Source organism: Legionellales bacterium (assembly GCA_026125385.1).
Lineage (GTDB): Bacteria > Pseudomonadota > Gammaproteobacteria > JAHCLG01 > JAHCLG01 > JAHCLG01.
Map to the genome: position 1 here is coordinate 23081 of JAHCLG010000005.1, position 24058 is coordinate 47138.

The 24058-nt window shown below is 39.8% G+C and carries 25 protein-coding genes; 16 read left to right on the plus strand and 9 right to left on the minus strand.

Annotated elements, in window-relative coordinates; translation table 11 throughout:
• Positions 1-22: 22 nt before the first annotated feature.
• From KIT27_03055 to KIT27_03070, 4 genes are all read right to left on the minus strand, one after another.
• Positions 23-475, minus strand: a complete 453-nt coding sequence (locus KIT27_03055) for a response regulator (GenBank protein MCW5588622.1) — start codon at positions 473-475, stop codon at positions 23-25.
• 190 nt (positions 476-665) lie between these two features.
• A complete protein-coding gene (locus tag KIT27_03060; GenBank protein MCW5588623.1) occupies positions 666-1637 on the minus strand; it encodes a TAXI family TRAP transporter solute-binding subunit in 972 nt (323 codons plus the stop codon).
• Positions 1638-1657: 20 nt separating this feature from the next.
• Positions 1658-2365: a bifunctional 2-polyprenyl-6-hydroxyphenol methylase/3-demethylubiquinol 3-O-methyltransferase UbiG gene (gene ubiG, locus KIT27_03065; protein MCW5588624.1), complete on the minus strand. Its 708-nt coding sequence runs from the start codon at positions 2363-2365 to the stop codon at positions 1658-1660.
• The gene (locus KIT27_03070; GenBank protein ID MCW5588625.1) at positions 2365-3504 is read right to left on the minus strand and encodes an ankyrin repeat domain-containing protein; all 1140 of its coding nucleotides are present in this window, start codon (positions 3502-3504) and stop codon (positions 2365-2367) included. Before KIT27_03070 ends, ubiG begins: the two co-directional genes overlap by 1 nt.
• 156 nt (positions 3505-3660) lie before the next feature.
• On the opposite strand from KIT27_03070, the gene gyrA reads away from it, so the two are divergent.
• The 9 genes from gyrA (at position 3661) to KIT27_03115 (ending at position 13363) form a co-directional block, all read left to right on the plus strand.
• Positions 3661-6228: a DNA gyrase subunit A gene (gene gyrA / locus KIT27_03075; GenBank protein MCW5588626.1), complete on the plus strand. Its 2568-nt coding sequence runs from the start codon at positions 3661-3663 to the stop codon at positions 6226-6228.
• A 5-nt stretch (positions 6229-6233) separates the two neighbouring features.
• Complete coding sequence (gene serC / locus KIT27_03080; protein MCW5588627.1) at positions 6234-7319, plus strand: 3-phosphoserine/phosphohydroxythreonine transaminase; 1086 nt, start codon at positions 6234-6236, stop codon at positions 7317-7319.
• 6 nt (positions 7320-7325) lie between these two features.
• Positions 7326-8018: a (d)CMP kinase gene (gene cmk / locus KIT27_03085; protein ID MCW5588628.1), complete on the plus strand. Its 693-nt coding sequence runs from the start codon at positions 7326-7328 to the stop codon at positions 8016-8018.
• 79 nt (positions 8019-8097) lie between these two features.
• Positions 8098-9777, plus strand: a complete 1680-nt coding sequence (gene rpsA, locus KIT27_03090; protein MCW5588629.1) for a 30S ribosomal protein S1 — start codon at positions 8098-8100, stop codon at positions 9775-9777.
• A gap of 170 nt (positions 9778-9947) precedes the next feature.
• Positions 9948-10637 (plus strand): Fic family protein, encoded by a 690-nt coding sequence (locus KIT27_03095; protein ID MCW5588630.1) that lies wholly within the window; start codon positions 9948-9950, stop codon positions 10635-10637.
• Between the two features lie 92 nt (positions 10638-10729).
• The gene (locus KIT27_03100; GenBank protein MCW5588631.1) at positions 10730-11020 is read left to right on the plus strand and encodes a DUF1049 domain-containing protein; all 291 of its coding nucleotides are present in this window, start codon (positions 10730-10732) and stop codon (positions 11018-11020) included.
• A 2-nt stretch (positions 11021-11022) separates the two neighbouring features.
• Positions 11023-12192: a lipopolysaccharide assembly protein LapB gene (gene lapB, locus KIT27_03105; GenBank protein ID MCW5588632.1), complete on the plus strand. Its 1170-nt coding sequence runs from the start codon at positions 11023-11025 to the stop codon at positions 12190-12192.
• 7 nt (positions 12193-12199) lie between these two features.
• A complete protein-coding gene (gene pyrF, locus KIT27_03110) occupies positions 12200-12895 on the plus strand; it encodes an orotidine-5'-phosphate decarboxylase (protein MCW5588633.1) in 696 nt (231 codons plus the stop codon).
• Positions 12896-13021: 126 nt separating this feature from the next.
• Complete coding sequence (locus KIT27_03115; GenBank protein ID MCW5588634.1) at positions 13022-13363, plus strand: helix-hairpin-helix domain-containing protein; 342 nt, start codon at positions 13022-13024, stop codon at positions 13361-13363.
• Positions 13364-13522: 159 nt separating this feature from the next.
• Here KIT27_03115 and KIT27_03120 read toward each other — a convergent pair whose 3' ends face one another.
• From KIT27_03120 to KIT27_03130, 3 genes are all read right to left on the minus strand, one after another.
• Complete coding sequence (locus tag KIT27_03120; GenBank protein MCW5588635.1) at positions 13523-13846, minus strand: hypothetical protein; 324 nt, start codon at positions 13844-13846, stop codon at positions 13523-13525.
• 163 nt (positions 13847-14009) lie between these two features.
• A complete protein-coding gene (locus KIT27_03125; protein MCW5588636.1) occupies positions 14010-14633 on the minus strand; it encodes a hypothetical protein in 624 nt (207 codons plus the stop codon).
• A complete protein-coding gene (locus KIT27_03130) occupies positions 14620-15513 on the minus strand; it encodes a DNA-processing protein DprA (GenBank protein MCW5588637.1) in 894 nt (297 codons plus the stop codon). The genes KIT27_03125 and KIT27_03130 overlap by 14 nt, the downstream gene beginning before the upstream one ends.
• 410 nt (positions 15514-15923) lie before the next feature.
• Here KIT27_03130 and KIT27_03135 point away from each other — a divergent pair, with 410 nt between their 5' ends.
• The 4 genes from KIT27_03135 to KIT27_03150 all read left to right on the plus strand — a co-directional run bounded on the left by KIT27_03135 (position 15924) and on the right by KIT27_03150 (position 19152).
• Positions 15924-17498: an ATP-binding cassette domain-containing protein gene (locus KIT27_03135; protein ID MCW5588638.1), complete on the plus strand. Its 1575-nt coding sequence runs from the start codon at positions 15924-15926 to the stop codon at positions 17496-17498.
• A 98-nt stretch (positions 17499-17596) separates the two neighbouring features.
• Positions 17597-17962: a type II toxin-antitoxin system RelE/ParE family toxin gene (locus tag KIT27_03140; GenBank protein MCW5588639.1), complete on the plus strand. Its 366-nt coding sequence runs from the start codon at positions 17597-17599 to the stop codon at positions 17960-17962.
• A complete protein-coding gene (locus KIT27_03145; GenBank protein MCW5588640.1) occupies positions 17962-18285 on the plus strand; it encodes a helix-turn-helix domain-containing protein in 324 nt (107 codons plus the stop codon). Before KIT27_03140 ends, KIT27_03145 begins: the two co-directional genes overlap by 1 nt.
• 120 nt (positions 18286-18405) lie before the next feature.
• A complete protein-coding gene (locus tag KIT27_03150) occupies positions 18406-19152 on the plus strand; it encodes an SDR family NAD(P)-dependent oxidoreductase (GenBank protein MCW5588641.1) in 747 nt (248 codons plus the stop codon).
• A gap of 221 nt (positions 19153-19373) precedes the next feature.
• On the opposite strand, the gene KIT27_03155 is transcribed toward KIT27_03150, so the two are convergent.
• Positions 19374-21047: a glutamine--tRNA ligase/YqeY domain fusion protein gene (locus KIT27_03155; GenBank protein ID MCW5588642.1), complete on the minus strand. Its 1674-nt coding sequence runs from the start codon at positions 21045-21047 to the stop codon at positions 19374-19376.
• Positions 21048-21147: 100 nt separating this feature from the next.
• Entirely contained in the window at positions 21148-21972 is an 825-nt protein-coding gene (locus KIT27_03160) for a glutaminyl-peptide cyclotransferase (protein ID MCW5588643.1), read from the minus strand.
• A gap of 218 nt (positions 21973-22190) precedes the next feature.
• On the opposite strand from KIT27_03160, the gene KIT27_03165 reads away from it, so the two are divergent.
• From KIT27_03165 to KIT27_03175, 3 genes are all read left to right on the plus strand, one after another.
• Positions 22191-22964: a helix-turn-helix domain-containing protein gene (locus KIT27_03165; protein ID MCW5588644.1), complete on the plus strand. Its 774-nt coding sequence runs from the start codon at positions 22191-22193 to the stop codon at positions 22962-22964.
• A gap of 70 nt (positions 22965-23034) precedes the next feature.
• Positions 23035-23472 carry a universal stress protein gene (locus KIT27_03170; GenBank protein MCW5588645.1) on the plus strand — a complete coding sequence of 146 codons (438 nt, stop codon included), beginning with the start codon at positions 23035-23037 and terminating at the stop codon, positions 23470-23472.
• A 110-nt stretch (positions 23473-23582) separates the two neighbouring features.
• Positions 23583-23963: a sulfurtransferase gene (locus KIT27_03175; GenBank protein ID MCW5588646.1), complete on the plus strand. Its 381-nt coding sequence runs from the start codon at positions 23583-23585 to the stop codon at positions 23961-23963.
• Positions 23964-24058: the final 95 nt, after the last annotated feature.

Sequence of the window (24058 nt, forward strand, 5' to 3'; positions counted from 1 at the left end):
TATCTTACGAAACTTTTTTCATCTAACCTGGTAGTAAGTTTGTGCCTAGCCAATAATGAACGAGATCAGTGATAGTACGATCGATTTCATGAAATTCTACGGGTTTTTGAATATAAGAATTCGCTCCATTGGCGTAACAGTAACTCACATCGTTGTGGCTGTTTGAGGTTGAAAAAATAATGATGGGAATTAATTTCAAAATACAATCGCTTTTTAAATAGCGCAATAAATCTCTGCCATCTAAGCCGGGTAAGTTTAAGTCTAATAAAATCACACTGACTGGCAATTGCTTATAATCAAATTTTTTATGATCATTTAAAAAATCGAGAGCATCTTTGCCATTGACATGGTGAATGAGTTGAAGATTAAATTGATGACGCTGAAAAACTTGCTTGAGGAGAAAAAAATCGATTTCATTATCTTCAATAATTAGAATGCGATCCATTTCAGTTGCTATATTAACGGTGCTTAACATTATTTCCCTGTTCCCTGTATCTTTAAGCCGATTAAATCTCTGTTAATACTTAGGCATTAAAATTGAAGCGTATTGGCGTCGCTCTCAACATTGTTTTGGGTATAGAACCTAGATTTAAGTGCAAATATTATGCAAAATTAATAACTTATTTTACACGAATAAAGTACAGTGGCAAATAACGATGGTGAATTTAAAAACCTAATTTCCAACCTCGCTCTTGATAATAACGTAAAGCCGCATGGGCAAAGGGTGCCGCATTGCCGGTGAGCGTCAGCGCAGGTTGTAAATTATGGATGAGAGGATCTGCATATTTTAGCGGGGAAAAATGGGTAAATAGCATTTTGGTGACCTCATAAACTATCCAATCCGGGGTATTGGTGGTCGTGATAAGAGTGGCTTGCACACCAAAGGTGGTGACTGCGCTAGAATTACCCCGATATAAGTGTGGTCTAATAGTCATAGTAGTATAAAAAGGAAATTGCGCGGTAACCTGATGAATTTTAGCGGTGGGAATAGTAATTAAGCGAATCGGACAAGTTTGCGAAATATCGTATAAATGTTGATTCGGATGTCCCACCACCTCAATCAAGGCATCAATTTTTCCCTGGCATAGCGCGGCTTTTTCGTTTTCAGTGGGGATATTATTCACGATATGAAAATCATTTTCTTGCCAGCCCAGTAAATGCAATAAGGTTTTAACGGTGGCATAACTGCCAGAACCTTCTTGGCCAATATCAATGATTTTATTTTTTAACTCTTCGTAAGAACGTATTGCTGAATCGTTGCGCACAATGATGGTTAACGGCTCGTTATAGAGTGAAAACAATGAGCGCAAATTTTTATACTTGAGTTTGCTATCCTGTAAATAAGTGGGATTACCTTGATAGGCATGAAATTGCCAGTCCGATTGTATAATGGCAAATTGAATTTTTCCCTGTTCTAAGGCTAATAAATTTTCTAAGGATCCATGGCTTGCAATAACCCCACAATGAATCGTTTTTTGATGCTGATTAATGACATTACAAAGGGCTTGTCCCAGCGGATAATATAAGCCCTGTTTCTTTCCCGTACCAATAGTAATAGTATGAATAGGGAGATTAGCAAAGCAAAGCGTGCTTAAAAATAACAGACTAAAAAACAATTTCCTTATTAAAATTAACATACACGTATTCCTTGTCGATTTTATGCAGGTGGTTCAAGTCGACAATAGGCTAAATAATTAACCTGACAATTTTGATCTAAACTGAATTGTGAAGTAAAAGGATTATAACGAATTCCTTGCAACTCTTGTAGACTAAGCCCCACTTGTCGACACCACTGACTTAATTCAGAAGGTTTAATAAAACGTTCATAACTATGGGTGCCACGAGGCAATAATTTTAACAAATATTCTGCACCCACAATGGCTTGTAAATAAGCGCTTAGATTACGATTAATCGTCGAAAAAAATGCGGCACCTTGAGGTTTAAGCATAATTTGACACGCCTTGATAATCGCTAAAGGATTGGGAACGTGCTCCAATAATTCCATGCAGGTGACTAAATCAAAAGCGCGAGGATGTGTCTGAGCATATTCTTCAATATTGGCAACACGATACTGAATATTTAATTGTTGTTCTTCGGCATGAAGTTTGGCAATGGCAATGGCTTGCTCTGCCATATCAATTCCTGTTACCTGATTATTTCCTGCTTTTGCTAAACCCTCGGTTAAAATGCCACCGCCACATCCAACATCTAAAATGTTTTTATTTTGTAAAGTCAGCTGTTTTTCGATAAATTTCAGGCGCAAAGGATTGATCGCGTGGAGGGTTTTAAAGCTGCCTTTTTCATCCCACCAATCATAAGAAAGTTCATTAAATTTTTTAATTTCTTGAGGATCGACATTGATCATTAATTTTTTGCTCCGACTGAATATAATAAACGAATGATTTCGTCATGATGAAAATTTTGAGCTAATTGTAACGCGGTAAGTCCAGGGATTATTTCACGATTAACATCGACGCCTTTTTCAATCATGAGTTTTACTAAATCAGTTTTATTACGTTGAATTAAATAAAATAAAGTACCGCGCGCGCGATTGGGTGAAGCGCCTTGTTCGAGTAATTCTCGCACCAGGTTCCAATCATGGTGTTGTGCCGCCCATAATAAGACACTTTGTCCGTGCTTATCGAGGTGATTAATATCGGCTTGGTGAGCTAGTAAAAGGTTTACCATTTCGGGTAGTTGATATTTAACGGCGACAAATAAGGCCGTTTCTCCTTGTTTATTTTCACTGTTGACTGAAATTCCTTGAGCCAATAATTCTTTTACCAACTGAGCTTGATTATTTTTTGTGGCACGAAATAACGCTGAATATTCCGCCTGTTGAATTTCATCAGCAGGAGTTGTGGTATCGCTCACTAACGGTTGAATGTGTTTGGCCTCCAACCATTCATCCCAGTACGATTCGTATCCAACATAGTGAACACGAAAACGCTGTTGATCGATGGCTTTAATAGAGGCTAAATACCATTGATTATGCCATTTCGCTAACACCGTTTGGCCAATGGCGAGTTGAAGCGGTTGCGGATGAGTAATGCTGGGTTCTGCTATCTTTTGAGAAGGCGTTACTAAAATGCGATTGATTTTAATCCATTCATCATGATGACGGCTAAATCCTAAGTAATGAACTTTCCATTCATTGGCCTTTTTATCTATGATTTTGGCACGATACCATTGATTGCGCCATTGCACTTTGATGATATCCCCCACAGCAAAATTAGGCTGAGACGTTTTCGCAGGAGTTGATACCACTTCTTGCTGTGCACTAGGTAACCGCAAGCGATCGTTTCCTACCCATTGATCCCATTCTTCAGAAAATTGAGGTAATCGCACATGCCATTGCTGATGCGAATTTTTGCCAATAATGACGCCAGGATACCAATAGCCTCGCCATTGCACTTCTACGTTTTGACCTATCTGATAAGGAGTCGCGAAGACTTTCAGGCTAATTGCTAATAATCCAATAAGTACGATACGACGTATGGGCATGCCGATATTCCTATGACAATGAATACAGCACAGATAACATATCTTAAGCAAAAAGTGAAGGCGATTGTTGTATTTTGGGTTTACGAAAAGTTGCGGTCTTTCCTTTGCAGTTATGCTAAAATTGCGCGATTTTAGTGACGGTGATTAAGGACATTTATGGCGATTGATATCAAGCAAATTAATATCGAACAGGAATTAAAACAATCTTATTTAGATTATGCGATGAGTGTTATTATTGGTCGTGCCTTACCCGATGTGCGTGATGGCTTAAAACCGGTGCACCGTCGCGTATTGTTTGCGATGAGTGAACTCAATAACGATTGGAATAAACCGCATAAAAAATCGGCGCGCGTCGTCGGTGAAGTGATTGGTAAATATCATCCTCACAGCGATACCGCGGTTTACGATACCATTGTGCGCATGGCGCAACCCTTTACCATGCGTTATTTATTAGTTGATGGGCAAGGTAACTTTGGTTCGGTCGATGGCGATTCTCCGGCCGCGATGCGTTACACTGAAGTGCGCATGTCACGGTTAGCTCACAGTTTATTGTCCGATCTCGAAAAAGAAACGGTCGACTTTCAGCCCAATTACGACGGTAGTGAATTTGCACCGATTGTTTTTCCCACGCGTATTCCTAATTTACTCGTCAATGGTTCATCCGGTATTGCCGTCGGCATGGCTACCAACGTGCCGCCACATAATTTAGGTGAAGTCATTAATGCGTGCGTCGCTTTAATCGAAAAACCCGATTTAGATATCCAAGCATTATTAGAATACATCCCAGGCCCCGATTTTCCCACCGCAGGCATCATTAATGGTCGTGCAGGAATTGTCGAAGCCTATCGCACCGGACGTGGGCGTATTTATGTGCGTGCGCGTGCGGAAATAGAAACGCACGATAATCATCGTCAAGCGATCATTGTCACTGAATTACCTTATCAAGTGAATAAAGCCCGTTTGATCGAAAAAATTGCCGAACTCGTCAAAGAAAAACGCATTGAAGGTATTTCAGGCTTGCGCGATGAATCCGATCGCGAAGGCATGCGTATCGTGATTGAAATTCGTCGAGGTGAAAATGCCGAAGTCATATTAAATAATCTTTATTCACAAACTCAATTACAAAATGTCTTTGGAATTAACATGGTCGCGTTGGATAATGGACAACCCAAAACCATGAACCTCAAACACATTCTTGAGGCTTTTATTTCACACCGTCGCGAAGTCGTCACGCGTCGGACTATTTTTGATTTACGCAAAGCCCGTGAGCGCGCTCACATTCTAGAAGGCTTAGGCATTGCCTTAGTCAATATCGATGAAATTATCCAGCTCATAAAACAATCGGCCAATCCGCAAGAAGCGAAAGCAAAATTAATTAATCAAGCTTGGGCGGCGGGAATGGTTGCCGAAATGTTAGCACGCGCTTCAAGCGATGCCTGTCGCCTCGAACACCTCGATCCTCACTATGGTTTACACAATAATCTTTACCACTTATCACCCGATCAAGCACAAGCGATTTTAGATTTACGCTTACATCGCTTAACTGGACTCGAACAAGATAAAATTATTGAAGAATATAAAACGATTTTAGATACCATCATGGAATTATTAACCATCTTAGCCAATCCCGATAAATTAATGGCGGTGATTAAACAAGAATTACTCGATATTAAAAATGAATTCGCCGATGAACGTCGCACTGAAATCATGGGTGGTCATCAAGATTTAACGACTGAAGATTTAATTAACGATGAGCAAATGGTTGTCACGCTGTCGCATTTAGGCTACGCTAAAATCACGCCCCTCGATGTCTATTCAGCGCAAAAACGCGGAGGCAAAGGAAAAATTGCGGCCAAAGTCAAAGATGAAGATTTCGTGCAAAACATGCTAATTGCCAGTACGCACGATACGATTTTATGTTTTTCAAGTTTGGGTAAATTATATTGGCTCAAAGTGTATCAAATTCCCCAAGCCGATCGCAACGCCCGCGGTAAACCGATAGTCAATTTAATTCCCTTGCAAGCGAATGAACGCATCAGCGCCATGCTGGCTTTAAATCATGCAGAGGAAGGAAAATTTGTGGTCATGGCTACCTCACAAGGCACCATCAAAAAAGTGGCGTTAAGTGAATTTTCCCGTCCGCGTCCGAGTGGATTAATTGCCATCGATTTACACGAAGGCGAAGAATTAGTGGGTGTTGATTTTACCGATGGCCAATCGGAAATTATGTTATTCAGTAATGCCGGTAAAGCCGTGCGTTTTAACGAAGATACGGTGCGCGCCATGGGACGCACCGCTCATGGTGTGCGTGGCATGAAATTATCGCCTTCGCAACGTGTCATTAGTTTAATTGTAACGAAAGAGGGTGGTTCTATTTTAACAGCTACCCAGCGCGGTTATGGTAAACGCACAGTGCTTGATGAATATCGTATTTCTGGTCGTGGTGGACAAGGGGTTATTTCCATTCAAACCAGTGAACGTAATGGCGAAGTCGTGAGTGCTATCCAAGTATTTCCTGGCATGGAGGTCTTATTAATCTCCGATCACGGTACTATGGTTCGCACACGTGTGGATGAAATTTCACAAGTGGGTCGCAATACGCAAGGCGTGCGCTTGGTCAATTTACAAGAAAGCGAAACCTTAGTCGAAGTAAAATTAGTTGAAGACATGCCGGATAATCCCGATGAAACTGCAGTAGACCACCAAGACAATGAAACGGAGTAAATGCCATGCATCGAGTTCATAATTTTAGTGCAGGTCCGGCGGCGTTACCGTTGAGCGTGTTAGAAAAAATGCAGGCGGAATTGTTGGATTGGCAAGGGCGTGGTTATTCAGTGATGGAAATGGGGCATCGTACACCGATGTTTCGTGAAATCGTCGATCAATCTGAACGGGATTTACGCGAATTAATGCATATCCCCAAAGATTATTCAGTATTATTTTTACCCGGTGGTGCGCGCGTGCAATTTGCCATGTTACCGATGAATTTATCCGCAAATTACCCGTGTATCGATTTTATTGAAACGGGTTTTTGGTCGCAAACGGCGATTGCAGAAGCTAAACGCTATGCCAATGTTAATATTGTCGCTAGCAGTAAACAGGATCATTATTCGTATATTCCAGCACGCGACACATGGCAATTAAATCCTAATGCCGCCTACTGCTATTACACCGCCAATGAAACGATTGAAGGAGTGGAGTTTTACGATATTCCCGACGTCGGAGACATCCCTTTAGTCTGTGATATGACATCCAATATTTTAGCACGCCCAATTGAGGTGTCACGCTTTGGTGTTATTTTTGCGGGCGCACAAAAAAATGCAGGCATTGCCGGATTAACCTTAGTTATTATTCGCAATGATTTATTACAACGTCAAAAATTACCGCACACGCCGAGTGTATTCGATTATGCCTTAGAAGCTGAAAAATCGTCGTTACTCATTACTCCGCCTACTTTTTCATGGTATGTCACCAGTTTAGTTTTAAATTGGTTAAAAGAGCAGGGCGGTCTTGAAGCTATCGCGAAAATAAATCAACAAAAATCCGATTTACTTTATCAAATCATCGATGAATACGATTGCTACACCAATCCTATTCAAAAACAGTGTCGCTCGCGATCCAATGTGGTGTTTCGTCTCGCCAATGCAGAATTAGAACATCAATTTTTGCAACAAGCGGAAGCCCGTGATTTATTTTTTCTCAAAGGTCATGCCGTCTCTGGCGGAATTCGCGCTAGTCTATATAATGCAGTCCCTTTAGAAACCGTGCAAATCCTTGCAGAATTTATGCGTGAATTTGCCAATACAATAGGATAATCATCCATGGGTTTTTCAATTCCAGTAATTACCATTGATGGCCCCAGTGGCACGGGCAAAGGTACCATCGGGCAAATGCTTGCAGAACATTTAGGTTGGCATAGGCTAGACAGTGGCGTGCTCTATCGCGCCGTGGGCTTGGCGGCTAAACAACAGTCGATCGCTTTCGACGATGAACAGGCGTTAGCAACATTAGCCCAACACCTCGATATTCGTTTCTCTGGCGACACAATTTTTTTAGCAGGACAAGATGTTTCTTTAGCGTTGCGCCATCAAGACATCAGTGTACTGGCGTCAAAAGTCGCGGCATTGCCTTTAGTACGCGAAGCACTCACCCTTCGACAACGACATTTTCGGCAACTTCCTGGTTTAGTCACCGATGGTCGTGATATGGGTACCGTTATTTTTCCCGATGCCACCCTTAAATTTTATCTCGATGCTTCTGCTGATGTGCGCGCACTGCGTCGTTATAAACAGTTGAAAGCTAAAAAAGTAAGTGTTAAACTCGGCAGTCTTTTGGCTGCTATCAAAGAGCGTGATGAAAGAGATCGAAATCGCAGTGTTGCCCCACTTCGGCCTGCTGAAGATGCAATCCTTATCGATACCAGTGATCTTGATATTAAAGAAGTCTTTAATATCGTCCTTTCAGAAACCGATAAAATCTTAACAGCATCCCAAAATGAACAAGGGCGCGCATAAATCTCCCATTATTTATGTTGCGAAGGTCTAACATTAACAATCCGTGTTGCCAAACACGGTGTATTTCAGGATTATTCATATGAGCGAAAATTTCGCGCAACTGCTTGAAGAAAGTTTTAAAAATGTCGATATGAAAATTGGCAGTATTGTCAAAGCCACAGTGGTTAATATCGATCATGACAGTGTTACCGTTGCTGCTGGTTTAAAATCAGAAAGTATTATTCCCATCCAACAATTTAAAAAAGACAATGGCGAGCTTGAAGTTATCCTTGGTGATCAAGTCGATGTTGCCATTGAATCTTTTGAAGATGGCTATGGCGAAACCATTTTATCTCGCGAACGTGCCAGACGCGCCGAAGCGTGGACTGAATTAGCGAAATGTCATGAAAGCAAACAAACCGTATTAGGTATTATCAGCGGTAAAGTGAAGGGCGGATTCACGGTTGAGTTAAACGGTATTCGTGCTTTCTTACCAGGCTCTTTAGTCGATGTGCGCCCCGTGCGCGATCCTTCTTATCTTGAAGGCAAAGAACTCGAATTTAAAGTCATCAAAATCGATAAAAAACGCAATAATGTTGTCGTTTCACGTCGCTCTGTGGTGGAAGAAGAAAATAGTGCTGAACGTTTTGCGATGTTAGAAAAACTCAGCGAAGGTCAAGAAGTGGTGGGTATCATTAAAAATCTCACCGATTATGGTGCATTCGTTGACTTAGGCGGCATCGATGGCTTATTACATATTACCGATATGTCCTGGAAGCGCATCAAACACCCCAGCGAATTAGTTAATGTGGGTGAAGAAGTTCGCGTTAAAATTCTGAAATTTGATCGCGATAAAAACCGTGTTTCTTTAGGCATGAAACAATTAGGTGATGATCCTTGGTCGGATTTAATCCGTCGTTATCCAGAAGGCGCTCGTCTCTCTGGTAAAGTCACCAACTTAACCGACTATGGTTGCTTTGTGGAAATTGAAACGGGTGTGGAAGGATTAGTTCACGTCTCTGAAATGGATTGGACTAATAAAAATATTCATCCAAGCAAAGTCGTACAACTTGGCGATGTCGTAGAAGTGATGGTATTAGATATCGATGAAGAACGTCGTCGTATCTCCTTGGGTATCAAGCAATGCAAAGAAAATCCTTGGAAAGTCTTTGCTGATAACCACACTAAAGGTGAAAAATGCAGCGGTAAAATTAAATCGATTACCGATTTTGGTATTTTCATTGGGCTTGAAGGTGGTATCGATGGTTTGATTCATTTATCGGATATTTCTTGGGATGTGACTGGCGAAGAAGCCGTGCGCCATTACAAGAAAGGCGATGAAGTGGAAACGGTCATTTTGGCAATTGATGCTGAACGTGAACGTATTTCTTTAGGCATTAAACAACTAGCCGATGATCCGTTTACCACCTTTGCAGAAGCGAATCCTAAAGGCCGCTTTGTAAAAGGAAAAGTAACTGAAGTGGATGCCAAAGGCGCCACCATCGAATTGGCTGAAAATGTTGTGGGCACGCTAAAAGCCACAGAAATCAGTCGCGAAAAAGTCAGTGATGCGCGTAGCGTGTTAAATGTTGGAGATGAAGTCGAAGCAAAAATCACCAACATCGATCGCAAAACTCGTAGTATTACTCTTTCGATTAAAGCCAAAGACACTCAAGAAGAAGCGGCGGCGTTAAAACAATATACGCGCAGTTCCGATTCCGCTCCGAGTGCGACCTTAGGTGATTTATTGAAAGAGCAAATGGATAATCAAGAGAAATAATCTTGTTAATCCATTAGGGCGTGTCGACAATTCACTATGCTGACACATGGCTTGTTGATTTTTGAGCACTAGAATGAAGCACAAAAAACCAACGAGATACGATCAGCAGAGTAGAATCGTCGGCGCCCCTTAACTATTTTTATCCTGAAAATCCAGGTTATAATCATTCAATGAATACTATCCACGATATCATTCCTAATCCAACGAAAGCGCTATTCTTAGCGCAACGTCAACTTAGCGAATTAGTCTGTGATGCTGTGAATTTAGAAGGTATTCACTATACCTTACCTGAAGTCCAAACTTTATTAGACGGGATTACGGTGGGTGGTCATAAGCTGAGTGATGAACGCGTTACCTTAAATCAAGCCAGTGCCTGGAAACACTTGTTTCAACTCATTAAACACCATCAATTTGAATTATCTAAACACATCGTCTGTGAACTTCACAACATTGCAGGTGCCAATGAATCTTTAACGTGGGGAAGTTTTCGCACCGGCAACGTCACCATTGCTGGTACGGATTACCTACCACCCGCACCCAATGAACTCGATAAGTGCTGGAATAATCTCATCGTAGAAGTGACACAGATAACGGATATTTACGATCGCGCAATTACGTTATTTTTGCAAATGGCACGCTTGCAATTTTTTTATGATGTTAATAAACGAATGGGACGATTTATGATGAATGGCTTGCTACTGCAAGCAGGCTATCCCGTGATTAATCTCCCCGCCAGTAAGCAACAAGAATTTAACCAATTAATGCTAGCTTTTTATCCCAGTAATCATATGCAACCGATGGTCAGTTTTATGAAAAACTGCCTTGATCCGCGCATTATTAATATCATGTGCGAACAATAAATTTGTTCAAAGGTTTTTAATTTCAGGCAAGACTTTGAATAGCCTCTTAAGAATATGTTAGAATCCAGCCATTCATGGACAGGGAAATTAACATGCGAATTATTCGATACAGCATTTTATTTATTTTACTCATCCTCGGTGTAACCTTTGCATGTTTAAATGCCTCTCCGGTGATGGTCCATTATTACATTGGTAATAAAGAATTACCGCTAGCACTGCTGCTGGCATTCGCCTTAGGAGGCGGTGCATTTTTAGGTATTATGATTAGCCTTTTTCCCTTATTGCGCTTAAAAACAGAAAATTTTCGTCTCCGCCAACGCATTAAAACGGCGGAACAAGAAGTGGCGAATTTGCGATCGATCCCCATCCAGGATAAACATTAAGAATGAATAGTTTATTCTTATTATTACTACCTGTTGCTGCAGCTTCGGGTTGGTATTTTGCCAAGCGCACACCCACCCATAAAAACAGTCATAAACCACAAGGTATTTCACATCGTGATTATTTTGTGGGATTGAATTATTTATTAAACGAAGAGCCCGATAAAGCCGTTGATATTTTTATTAAAATGATTGAAGTTGATAGTGACACGGTCGAAACGCATTTAGCTTTAGGAAATTTATTTCGTCGGCGCGGCGAAGTTGAGCGCGCGATCCGCATCCATCAAAATTTAATTGCTAGACCGCACTTACAAAAAGAACATCGTATTCAGGCACTGTTAGAACTGGGGCAAGATTATTTGCGGGCAGGAGTGTTTGATCGCGCGGAACGTTTATTTTTAGAAGTATTAGATATGGGGGAACACACTACGCCTAGTTTGCAGCATTTGCTGCATATTTATCAGCAAGAAAAAGATTGGGAACAAGCCATTAGTGTTGCGCAACAATTAGAAAAAAATGGTAGCCAAGATATGCAGCCGGTGATCGCACATTATTATTGTGAAATGGCTGAACGTGCACTTGCCAAAAATAACACTGATTCGGCGCAACGTTCCTTAAAGCGCGCACTTGCTGTCGATCGCAATAATGTGCGAGCGAGTTTACTACAAGCGCATATGGAACTCACGCAAGGAAAATATAAAGCAGCCATTCGTTGCTATAAGCGCGTAAAAAATCAAGATTCTGAATTTTTATCGGAAGCTATTTTACCCTTGGTGCATTGTTATGAACAATTACAAGATGAATCTGAGATGATCGATTTTTTGCGCCAATGCTTAGATGAACATCCGCGTATTTCCGTGGTATTAATTTTCACGGAACGCTTGTTAAAAACTCAAGGCGAAAAAGCAGCGAGTGAATTTTTGGCAGAGCAATTACAACGCAGGCCATCCGTGCGCGGTTTAAAACATTTAATTGAAATTCAGTTAAAAAATGCCGATGGACGAATGCGAGATAACCTTACCATTTTGCGCGATGTCACGCGTTTACTTTTGGAAAATAAACCCATTTATCGTTGTCGGCAATGTGGATTTGCCGGTAAAACATTACAATGGCAATGTCCTACGTGTAAAAATTGGAATACGGTAAAACCCATTCACGGGTTAGAAGGGGATTAATTCATCGATGAAGCACTCTCAATTAATTATTAGTTGTGATTTTAATTCGGCTAGAGAAACGTTCGATTTTGTAAAAAAAATTAATCCAAGCTCATGTCGATTAAAAATTGGCTCGATTTTATTTACTCAATCTGGCCCAAAGTTAATTGAGAAGTTGCAACAACAAGGGTTTGAAATTTTTCTCGATTTAAAATTTCATGATATCCCTAATACCGTGGCCGGTAGTGTTCGCGCGGCAGCACAGTTGGGCGTGTGGATGTGTAATGTTCATAGTAGTGGCGGGCGAGAAATGTTAATCGCAGCGGTGGAAGCGTTAGATCGTTTTCACCACAAACCATTATTAATTGGCGTTACTGTATTAACGAGTTTTGATCAAGCGGGTTTAGCAGCAATCGGAATTACTGCAGATCTAGCGCAGCAAGTTTTTAATTTAGCGCAATTAGCGTATGACTGTGGATTAAATGGTGTGGTTTGTTCAGGTTATGAAGCAAGTTTAATTCATCAACATTGTCCCAAACCCTTTTTATGTGTGACGCCGGGAATTCGTCTTGATGATCAACATCACGATCAAAAACGCGTAATGACGCCACTGCAAGCCTTACACGCTGGCAGTGATTATTTAGTCATAGGACGCGCCATTACGCAAGCTCCCGATCCCAATCAACGCATTGAAGAAATTAATTTGCAGCTTTGCAGAAATTAAACCTATTCGATATATTCCATTTTCAGCTTGAGATATACAGAATTTTCCTGATTTTTTATTAAGCTCATTTTTTTATACTGTGAAGCACTGTCACGTGACAGGTTTACCTCTCAAAGGAGAACTATTATGTCGTTATTTAGAACGTTATTATTCAGTGCAGCACTCATGGGATTAAGCACGCATACCATTGCTAATGCTGCCAATTCGCATCATTCACCGCAAGCACCTCAAGAAAAAGTGGTGGTAAAAAAGGACAAGGAAAAATCTGCAGACCTTGAAAAAGTGAATATTAATACCAGCGATGCCGAGCAAATCCAAAAAATAAAAGGATTAGGGCCTAAAAAAGCGTTGGCGATTGTGGAATATCGCAAAGCCAATGGCAATTTTAAATCGCTTGAAGATTTAGCGAAAGTTCATGGTATTAGTGAGAAACTTGCACAACGGATTGGTGAACACATTACTTTTTAAAGTTTCTATCCATGAGCTTAATTGTCCTGGAATAAAATACCGTGGGGCAAAACCCGCGGTATTTTACTTTATTGGATTTTTCTGTAATGAATGCATGCGCAAGGAGGTAACTAAAAAACAGCTTCAGGCGTTGTCTTAGTGAGCCATTTTCTATACACGCTAATGTAGCCAATTAAAAAAATGCTTTTTCAATTTGATGTCCGGTAATACTTTTTTAACAATACCTAAGGCATCATGTTGGCGAGACGCAAAATCGCCGAAAAATTCCTGTGGATCGATTTCGATTGATTGCACCGGGTGAGGTCGCACATTCCTTTCACTATACACCACATCCACCGCTTGGCTTAACCGGTAGCGCTTTTGTTGCGGCTTAAAATTATAAACCAAGGTCACGTACAATAGCTTATTACTATTTTCAATCAAATCGCTAAGATTAATCGTGACATCAATATCCGAATTAAAATAACGCTGCTCGACTTTCATCGTTGCTCTCCTGCCACTGCGGTTAGGTTAAGTATAGATCGCAGTAAAGAGTTTGAATGGGGTGTATCACGATATGAGTATATTAACTGCACGAAAAGAGGTGAAATGTTTTATAAATGGGTAACACACTCTAGTGCTCTTAGCTCTAAAACATATGATGAGTCTAGCTAGGAATATTTCTCGCAATAAATATTCCTACAATGTTTGTATTTGGAAATTGTTTTTGTAATAAATTTTGAGCGGCTTTGAATCCTGCGCCGCTGGCTATTACATCATCAAAAATAATTAATGATTGTGGGGTAGGATTGAATTGAGATGGGTCTAGTGTAAGATTAGCTAAATGTTCTTCGATTGAAGGTCTATTTAATGTCAAATGAGCCGCTTCTCTATCATTCTTTATGCTGAGCATATCTCGCATATCAAATGAGTCTGAAAGTTGCATTTCATGCAATAGTTGTAACAATCGATTGTCATAGTCAGGATGAGATTTAGTATGTGAAGGTGGAATTGGTATCCAGGTAAATTGCCTGAGCTTAGACCAAACGGAAAGTGATACAAATATTGTTGAAATTTGTTTTATTGCCTGCTGTTTATAACTCCAATCAGAATGATTCTTGCGAGTCACTGGTTTTTTAAAATTGAAAATAAGTTGATTCATCGGGCTGTGATTATAGCCTTGTCTGCTTGCATATTCGCCTAGAAAATAACAGTGATCAGTTTTTTCTAAATAAATATGCTGTGCAATTAAATATTGATCGATCTTTAAAAGTTTATTAATTGTTCCCACTCGCTAATCCTTGCAAGATATCATCAACATCGTAAACTCGAATAGCACCGTCAGCTTCTAGCTTTTGAGGCCAAGACAACGCGGGGTTTTCAAAATTATTGTTAAGGATAAATACTTTTCGGCCCTGTTTTAAAGCAGCTTTAGCTTGGATAAGCGTACCCGAAGTTTGACCAGCCTCAACAATAATAGTAGCCTCTGATAGTGCTGCCATTGTTTTATTTCTTTCTGGAAAAAATAAACGAGTAAATGGAATGCTTTTGCTTTCATAAGACACAATAGGCACTTGGCTAATTAAGAGATGATGGCGACTGATTTCTTCTTGCAGTTTGGCGTTTTCTTTAGGGTAACGTAACCATAAAGGTGTGCCAATCACGGCTATTGTTTTTCCTTTCATTTCAATAGCTGTGCTGTGAGCTACGGTATCAATTCCTGCTGCTAATCCAGCATAAATAGTAAAACCCGCCTCAACCAAAGATTTGACTAAACGTCGAGTGCGCTGTATACCTTCATATGAAGGATGGCGTGTACCAACCACAGAAACACCACGAGTAAATGCTAAATCCCAATTGCCTTGATAATAAAATAAAACTAACGGATAGTCTGCATCGTATAGCTTTTGAGGATAATCCATTGTACCATCGATCCTTACACCAAAATGCAGGATGCCATTATTTTGTAATTTTTGAATAGTACGTTCATAGAACTGAGTCGCTAAAGCTTTATCAACTAAATGACTCGGTAATTCTGAGTTTGAATTTTTTAATTTTTCTCGGAATTGCTTGAAAGATGAAATACCATTGGCCCATAGTGCCTCAAAAGCACCAATTTCTATAGAGGGGTTAATAACATCATTTTCTAGAGAGTAATTTATTGCATGCATCAGCGGTTACTCAATTTATTACATTACGGTAGTATACTGCATAAAAAAAGTTAACGGCAAGCTAAGCTTTTAAACATAAGGCATCAGCTTCATTGGATGATAAGTACTGGTATGCTAGTGTGACAAGGACGTTAATCTATCATCATATACATTGCATTTTATTCCAGCCTTGCTATACTCACTCCATACTTCGTCCACTCAATAACGACAATTAAGTCTAAAGAAATGATAGGCAAACAACAGTTTAATCAAGCACAATTGATTATCATCGCCCATAGCGGTGATGCTTATCTGCTGTCCCATCAAAACGATCCTAAGCTCACCATCAGGCGGGTTGTGTTTAAACGCTAGGATAGATCTATCCAAAAATTTCATTTTTTTATCGACTCGTGAGCAAAGGTTTATTTATTATGATTAAAATCACTAATTTTTCGATTCAACGCGGCGCTAATGTTTTAATTGAAAAAGCCGATGTATTAATTACCGCCAAAAGTAAAGTAGGGATCATTGGCAAAAATGGCACCGGAAAATCGAGCTTTTTTGCCTGTTTTCGTGGTGAGCTTGAGCCTGCCAAAGGGGATATTCATGTCCCCAATCAATTACGCGTGGCTCATTTAGCGCAAGAAATTCCAGCTCTCGATATTTCAGCGCTAACTTATGTGATGCAAGGCGATCATGCCGTTGCGAAAACCTTGCAAGCGATTGCTGATGCCGAAGCCAGTGGCGATATGGATGCGTTAATGGATTTATATACGTATTTAAACGATATTGATGGTTACACCGTTGAGGCGCGTGCTGGAAAAATTCTTCATGGCCTTGGATTTACTGATGACGATTTTCAAAAAAAAGTCAGCGAATTTTCCGGTGGTTGGCGGATGCGCTTGAATTTAGCGCAATGTTTATTAACGCCTGCCGATTTATTATTACTCGATGAACCCACCAATCACTTAGATTTAGAAGCAATTGTCTGGTTAGAAAAATGGATTATTCAATTTCCAGGTACGGTATTAATTATTTCGCATGACCGAGAATTTTTAGATCATGTGACCGATCACATTTTGCATTTTGAACAAAAAACCATTAAAGCGTATACCGGAAATTACACGCAATTTGAAGACATGCGCTTGCAAGCTATGATTTTAAATAACGCTCAATACGAAAAACAACAAGCACAATTAAAACATTTAATGCATTTTGTCGAACGCTTTCGCGCCAAAGCTTCTAAAGCACGTCAAGCACAAAGCCGCTTAAAAGCGGTGGAGCGCATGGAATTGCTCGCACCTATTCATCTGGATTCACCCTTTAAATTTGAATTTTTACCCCCCGAAAAAATCGTTAATCCCATGTTCGTGGTGGAAAATGTCGATGTCGGTTATGATCCACAAGCGCCCTTAATTAAAAAAATTAAATTCAAACTCAGTGGCGATGCGCGAATTGGTTTATTAGGAAAAAATGGTTGTGGTAAATCGACTTTTTTAGCGTGTTTAATGAATCAAATAGAGCCTTTGCAAGGCCAACTGAATCCCATGAATGGAGTAAAAATTGGGTATTTTGCTCAACATCAAGTGGATCATTTAGATTTAAACTTATCACCCGTAGAATTATTGCAAGATGCTGCACCCAAAACTTCCACACAAAGTATCCGCGATTTTCTTGGCGGATTTGCCTTTAATAATGATCGCGTCTTTGAAAAAATTACCTATTTTTCAGGCGGAGAAAAAGCGCGCTTAGCGTTAGCATTAATTGTTTGGCAACGACCTAATTTATTAATTTTAGATGAACCCACTAACCATCTCGATTTAGACATGCGTGAGGCCTTAAATTTAGCCTTGCAAAGTTTTCAAGGAGCTTTAATTGTGGTTTCGCACGATCGTTATTTATTACGCAATACCGTCAATGAATTATGGCTAGTCCACGATAAAAAAATGCAAGAATTCTCTGGCGATATTGATGATTATGCTAAATGGGTGGGGAATAATACCTAAAATACGTCGTATTTTTTAGTAATGATGCTTTTATAATAGAAACTTGAGTCTTGTTCTTGAAAATCATAGCACCAAGTGCTACTATTATAAGGTGTTTTATGAAAATATTCAAATATAAGCATTTTGCCAAATGGGCTAAAAAATATAATTTAACCGACCAAAGCTTGAAAGAAATAGTGACTGAGTTAGAACAAGGGTTGTTGGGTGCATCCTTAGGTAATAAATTGTATAAAATGCGTGTCGCTGGCAAAGGGCGAGGTAAACGAGGTGGATTTAGAATTCTTATGGCATTTGAATCTCATCATCGTGCATTATTTATGTTTGGATTTTCGAAAAATGAAGTTGATACACTTTCACCCAGAGAGCTTCAATTATATCAATTATTAGCAAAATACTATTTAGCGGCAAGTCAGGATGAATTATTAAGATTAATCACAAAGGGTGAACTTATTGAGGTGCAATAATGGCAACGCAACAGAAAACTAAACAACGTTTACTCGCAACCGCAGAAGCCATGGCTCATGGTCTCTACGATGCTAATATTATCAATGCAACGACACTGCGTGAATTTAATGCGTTGTGTCTCCCGCCAGTAAAAGAATTTTCTCCATCTCAAATTAAACGCTTACGTCTGCGTGAAAAAATCAGCCAAGCAGTATTTGCTAAACTCTTAAATACATCGCCATCCACTATTCAAAAATGGGAAAGAGGCGAAAAAACACCCAATGGCATTTCTTTAAAATTACTTAATATTGTTAATAGCAAAGGCTTAAAGGTATTATTATAATTTTCTGGTGTTTATCCAACTCAGGTATGTTTTTGGAAATGGATCATTTACCCTATCAAATAAACCTGCTAGATTAACCCCTATAGTGCTAAAAATTGGTTACTCTAAGGAGTGAATGTTATGAAATCTTTTGCAGTAGTTACAGGTGGCGGAAGTGGTGTTGGTCGAGCGTTAGCAATTAATTTAGCTAAAGATAATAACCTTCAGGTTTTAATTGTGGGGCGTACATTAGAGACATTAAACAAGACCAAAAAACTGGCTGACAATAAAATTCAGATTGTGCAAGCGGATATAGCAACAGAGCTAGGGCGAGCCGCTATTTTAGAAGTCATTCCCAAAGACGCAAGAATAAAATATCTTATTCATAATGCTGCTGTTATAGAGGCTTCTGAACTCAAAGATATTCAACTTAAAGATTGGCGTTACCAAGTTGAGGTTAATTTAGAAGCTCCTTTGTTTTTAACACAAACATTTTTACCCTATTTAACAAATGGCCCTATTCTCAATATTTCTTCGGGTTTTGCTCGTATACCTGCTCATGGTATCGCACCATATTGTATTACTAAAGCTGGTTTATACATGTTATATCAATGCTTATCTTTAGAGCTTGAACAATTTAATATTAAAATAGGCAGTCTGGGACCAGGCGTAGTTGATACCCCTTTCCAAGATAAAATAAGAACGTTCTCTGCCAAAACATTTCCCGCATTGCCCAAATTTCAAGCATTGAAAGAAAACAATAAAATGAATTCCCCTGAAAAAGTCGCTAAATTTATTACCTGGGTATTATCCGCAACGGATGATAAACAATTTTCAGAAAAAGAATGGAGTATAGCAGATGAATGGCATCATAAAGAGTGGGCTTAATCCTATAATTTTTTAAACGGCACTTAAAAATTTATGCAAGAAATTAATAAACTGATTGCTGTGTGTGGTATTGGCTCGCTTTTAGAATGGTATGATTTTTCATTATATGGATCTATGGTGCCAGTAATTTCACGTAAATTTTTTAGTGGTCACAATGTAACTATTTTATTACTCATTACTTTTTTAAACAAGCTCCCAAATCTTGCAACCCCACTCAACGTCTAATCCCCATGCGAAAGATTCCACGAATCACGTAAATCAATGACCCGATTAAAAACCAAATGATCAAGAGAACTTTGCTCATCGATGACAAAATAACCCAAGCGTTCAAATTGATAATGTTGCATCGGTTGTGGGTGGAATAAGTTTTTTTCTACGTAACAGGTCGATACTATTGTTAGTGAATTAGGGTTCAAAATAGAGGGTAGCGTTTCTAGATCGAATTCACTGGCGGGGTCGGTGACTTTAAATAAACGATCGTATAAACGGATTTCGCAGGTGCGATGTTCGCTTGCAGAAACCCAATGAATAACGCCTTTAACTTTGCGATCCGCTGGATTTTTTCCTAAGGTCTCGGGATCATACGTGCAATAAATTTCACGAATGTTTCCGGCCTCATCTTTTACCATGCGATGACATTTCACGATATAGCCATAACGCAAACGCACCTCATAATTTAAGGCTAACCGTTTGTATTTATTATTAGGAGGTGTTTCTAAAAAATCTTCTTGTTCAATATACAATTCGCGAGTGAACGCTATTTTGCGCGAACCCATCGTGTCATTTTGCGGATGGTTGGGCGCATCGACATATTCAACTTTATCCGCCGGCCAATTTTCAATAATTAATTTCAGTGGTTTTAATACGCCCATGGCGCGCGGTGCGTGTTGATTTAAATCATTACGCACACATTCTTCTAAGACACTGACATCAATCACAGAATCACTTTTAGAAATGCCAACTAAACGACATAACTCATGAAAGGCACGAGGAGTAAATCCACGGCGTCTTGCACCAGCAATGGTTGGCATGCGAGGGTCGTCCCAACCATCGACCCATTTATGATCGACTAACGCTTTTAATTTACGTTTGCTGGTAACGGTGTGCGATAAATTCAAACGTGAAAATTCAATTTGCTGTGGGTAGGGCGCAGAAGTTAACTGTTGCACGCACCAATCGTATAACGGACGGTGATCTTGAAATTCTAAGGTACACAGCGAATGCGTGATGTGTTCAATGGCATCGGATAACGCGTGTGCGTAATCATACATAGGATAAATACACCATTGATCGCCGGTGTGAGGATGTATAGCTTTTAAAATGCGATAAATAATCGGATCGCGTAAATTAATATTGGGTGAGCTCATATCAATTTTTGCGCGTAATACATGTTCGCCTTCAGCAAATTCACCCTGGCGCATGCGAGTAAATAAATCTAAATTTTCCTCAATTGAACGATTGCGATAAGGGCTATTACGTCCTGGTTGCGTCAACGTGCCACGATAGTCGCGAATTTCTTCGAAACTTAACGAGCACACAAACGCTAATTCTTTTTTAATTAAAGAAATGGCAAATTCGTAGAGTTGTTCAAAATAATCAGAGGCGTGAAATAAGGCATCCCATTTAAATCCTAACCATTCAATATCGCGTTTAATCGCATTAATGTATTCGATATCTTCTTTGGTGGGGTTAGTATCGTCAAAACGCAAATGGCATTGGCCGCCATATTGTTGAGCCATGCCAAAATTCAGACAAATCGATTTCACGTGACCAATATGCAAATAACCATTAGGTTCCGGTGGAAAACGGGTGATGACTTTACCGCCATAGGTGTTGGCGGTTAAATCGGCTTCAATGCGTTGTTCGATAAAATGTTTAGGTTTATTGTCGCTCATGATTTTGGACTATTTTTAGGGCTAAAGTGGGTGGATATTACCGTAATTAGAGCATGTTGACAATTCTACTGTGTTTAAGTATACGGGTACTCAACAGGCACTAGCGCTCACGCACCACTTGCAACTCTAGCAGTTCTGGCCAAAACTTTCCTGAAATATAAAAATGTTGTGAGTGCGGATCGTAGGCAATACCATTGGGGACTTCTGCTTTTGGATAACGATGGAGCTCTTCGCGCCAGAGAGCTGTAATATCCAGCCACTGTTGTACCACGCCACTCTCAGGATCAATCGCCACAATCACACCACTCTGAAAAATATTCGCATACACTAACCCTTTTACATAGTCTAATTCATTTAAATTAATCACAGGCTTATTCGCAAGAGTGACTAAGCGATATTTTTCCAGCGCATGCGTTTTAGGATTGACATAAATTAAGGCGCTGGTGCCATTGCTTAATATTAAAGATTGACCATCACTGGTTAAACCCCAGCCTTGAAAAGGCAGGGTGAATTGCGTTTGCAATTGCAGGGTTTTAGCATCATAGACGTAGACAATATTGCTTTGATAGGTGAGTTGATAAATTTTATGATTTAATTCTGTGATACCTTCAGCAAAAATAGTATTGGGTAATTGAATCGATTGCGCTATTTTCTGCTCGGCTAAATCATAACGAGATAAACACGACTGACCCAATAAACCACTGCTGAGAAGTAAACTCGAGTCGGAATAAATCAGTCCTTCGATATAATAATGTGGCTGTAAAGGAAACGTTTTGATTACTTGATAGCGAAGTTGTGGTACTTGATTTAATTCGGAAGGCGGCGATGGCAGCGTCAATTGCGAGAATAAAAAGGGATGCCCAAGACTTACTCCCAGCAGCAGTAAAAAAATAATAACGAAACCCTGTTTAAAAGAAAAACGCATCGTTATGCCTTGTAGAAAAAAGGATGATGGTTATTGTAATCGGCAGGAGAGGCGTGCGCTAGATCTTAGGCTGGACAATCATAGTTAAATAAAGCGGACAATGCTTGATAGGTGATTGGGTTATATCCTGTGATCTTTGCGCACGACTGTGCAACATTTGGATGTATAATGTTCAAGGTTTTCGAGTGTTTTCGCTCCTCAATCCTAGGTGATGAAGGTTGACAGCAATTCACCTAAGCATTAGCCTTACCACACTTTACTCTATATACTTTGCGACTCCCATGCCGGATAAACCGTTTCAAATTGCTTGCGATAATTGTTCTTTAGCGAATCTTTGCATGCCGATGGGATTAAGCCAAGCAGAAATTCAGCGTTTCGATCACTTCATTCAACGGGAAAAAATTTTTCATAAAGGGGATACTATTTTTCGTCAGGGCGATCCTTTTCATACGATAGCCGTTGTGCGCTCAGGTGCGCTTAAATTGTATCAACTGGATGAAGAAGGCGAACTCACTGGGTTGCAGTTTGCGCTGGCGGGAGAAATTGTGGGCTTGGATGGAATTAAAGATGAACAGTATCATCTTTCTGCAATAGCCATTGAAACAACCGCCATTTGTCAAATTACCTATCAGGATTTATTACACTTAGCCCAAGAAATTCCTTCCTTGCAAAAATCTTTATTTAGTCTTTTTAGCCAGCAATTGAATCATCATTATCACGTTAATTTAAATGCGACAGCCGAACAACGTTTTGCTAAATTTTTATTAAGCATTTCCGCACGAGTTGCTCGGCGCGGTTATTCTGCCACTCAATTTAATTTAAGCATGTCGCGGCAAGATATTGCGTGTTATTTAGGCTTAGCCACAGAAACCGTGAGCCGGTTATTTAAACGGTTTAGCGATGAGAATATTTTAGCGGTAAAAAAGCGGGAAATAAAAATACACGATTTGCGCCAACTACAAATTATTTCTTGTGGCCATTCTCATCCATAATTGATCTAGGTCAAGTGGTATGGTTTTATATTTGCTACACTTACTTTTCATTATTTAAAAGGAATCTATTATGAGCGATTATCATCATATTCTTTGTGCGGTAGATCTTAGCGATGACAGCCATTTATCGTTGCAAAAAGTCAGTGAATTTGCCAAAAAACATGGCGCAAAATTGAGTCTTATTCATGTGATCGAATATTATCCGACCACGGTTTATCAATATGCGTCAAGTTTTGATGTCGAAGCTAAGCTCACCCAAGATGCTGAAAATCAATTGGCCCGCTTAGGACGCGATTTTAGCGTCGATAGTGAAGATCAATATGTCATGATTGGCTCACCCAAATTTTGTGTCCCCAATAAAGCCAAACAAATTGGCGCAGATTTAATTGCCTTAGGTCGTCATGGCCGTCATGGGATCACGCGATTATTGGGCTCAACCGCTCAAGCCATTGCTAATCATGCCGAATGTGATGTATTAATTTTTCGTCACGCCGATCACAAGAAATAAAGCATCCTGTTCCCGCGGATAAAACCGCGGGATGCCTCTAAAATGTTGTGGGGTGACATTCGCTACATGAAAAGTTTATACTGATTAAAACACCCGAGGAGTAGCGTTATATGGATACCACCCCACTGCAAATTTCACCGCATTTTCAAGCGTTATTTGAAGATGCGCAGACTCGTGTCAAAGAAATTTCGATTGATGAAGTTGAACAATTATTACAACACGACTCCTTATTTTATTTATTAGATGTGCGCGAAAAAGAAGAATTTGATGTCACTTCAATTCCTGGCGCAATCCATTTAAGCAAAGGTTGGCTTGAAGCAAAAATTCATTTAACGGTACCCAATCAGCAAGACATGATTATTCTTTATTGTGGTGGTGGTCATCGTTCCTTGCTTGCAGCCGATAATTTACAAAAAATGGGATACAATAATGTATTTTCGATGAGTGGCGGTATTAAAGCCTGGGCGCGTGCTGGCAAAAAATTATATTAGGGCGTGTATATTATTTTATTGTAGCTAAAATTCAAGTATGAAGAGTCTATACCGCTCGCCAATGAAGATGCGGGGAGTCGGAGATTAAGTCGCAG